Consider the following 862-nt stretch of genomic DNA (forward strand, 5'->3'; position numbering starts at 1 on the left):
AACTCCGGTGCGGGCAGGGCGCGGCGGTCGAGTTTGCCGTTCGGTGTCAACGGCAGCGCTTCCAGCACCACCACCGCATCCGGCACCATATAACCGGTCAAGAACTCCGAGACCTGCGTGCGCAGCACCGACGCATCCAGGCTCGCACCCGCATCCGCCACCACATACCCGATCAGCCGGTCCCCGGCGTGCTCGTCGGCACGCACCAGCACCACCGCCTGACTGACCCCCGGACACCGCAGCAGCGCCGCCTCGATCTCGCCGAGCTCGATCCGGAACCCCCGCAACTGCACCTGCTGATCACCACGCCCGGCATACTCCAGGGTGGCCTGACCGCCGAAACCGACCCACCGGCCGATATCGCCACTGCGGTACATCCGCGACCCCGGCGCACCGAACGGATTCGCCACGAAACGCGTGGCCGTCAACCCGGGACGGCCGAGGTAGCCGCGGGAGAGCTGGGCGCCGGCGACATGAATCTCTCCGGCCACCCCGACCGGCGCCGGATGCAGTCGGTCGTCGAGCACGTAGGCGTCCAAGCCGGGCAGCGCGCGCCCGATCACGCTGGCCGGGTTGTCGGCCATCTGCTCGTCCAGCGACAGGAACGACACATGCACCGTGGTCTCGGTGATGCCGTACATGTTCACCAACCACGGCGCGTCCACCGGGTGGCGCTCGTACCAGCGCCGCAACTGGCGCAGATCCAGCGCCTCACCACCGAACACGATGTAGCGCAGGGCGAACTTGCCCTCGTCGTGATGCGCCGCGCGGTCGGCCTCGGCGAGCTGATAGAACGCCGAGGGGGTCTGATTGAGCACGGTGACCTGCTCGCGGATCAGCAGTTCGCGGAACTGCTCCGGCG

1 protein-coding gene is annotated in these 862 nt (G+C 68.8%); it reads right to left on the minus strand.

Translation table 11 applies throughout. The features are described 5' to 3' along the window. A partial coding sequence (locus ON19_RS25980; protein WP_043698363.1) for an AMP-binding protein occupies window positions 1–862 on the minus strand: 862 nt, incomplete at both ends.

It is taken from the genome of Nocardia abscessus NBRC 100374 (genome assembly GCF_000308455.1).
Classification (GTDB): domain Bacteria; phylum Actinomycetota; class Actinomycetes; order Mycobacteriales; family Mycobacteriaceae; genus Nocardia; species Nocardia abscessus.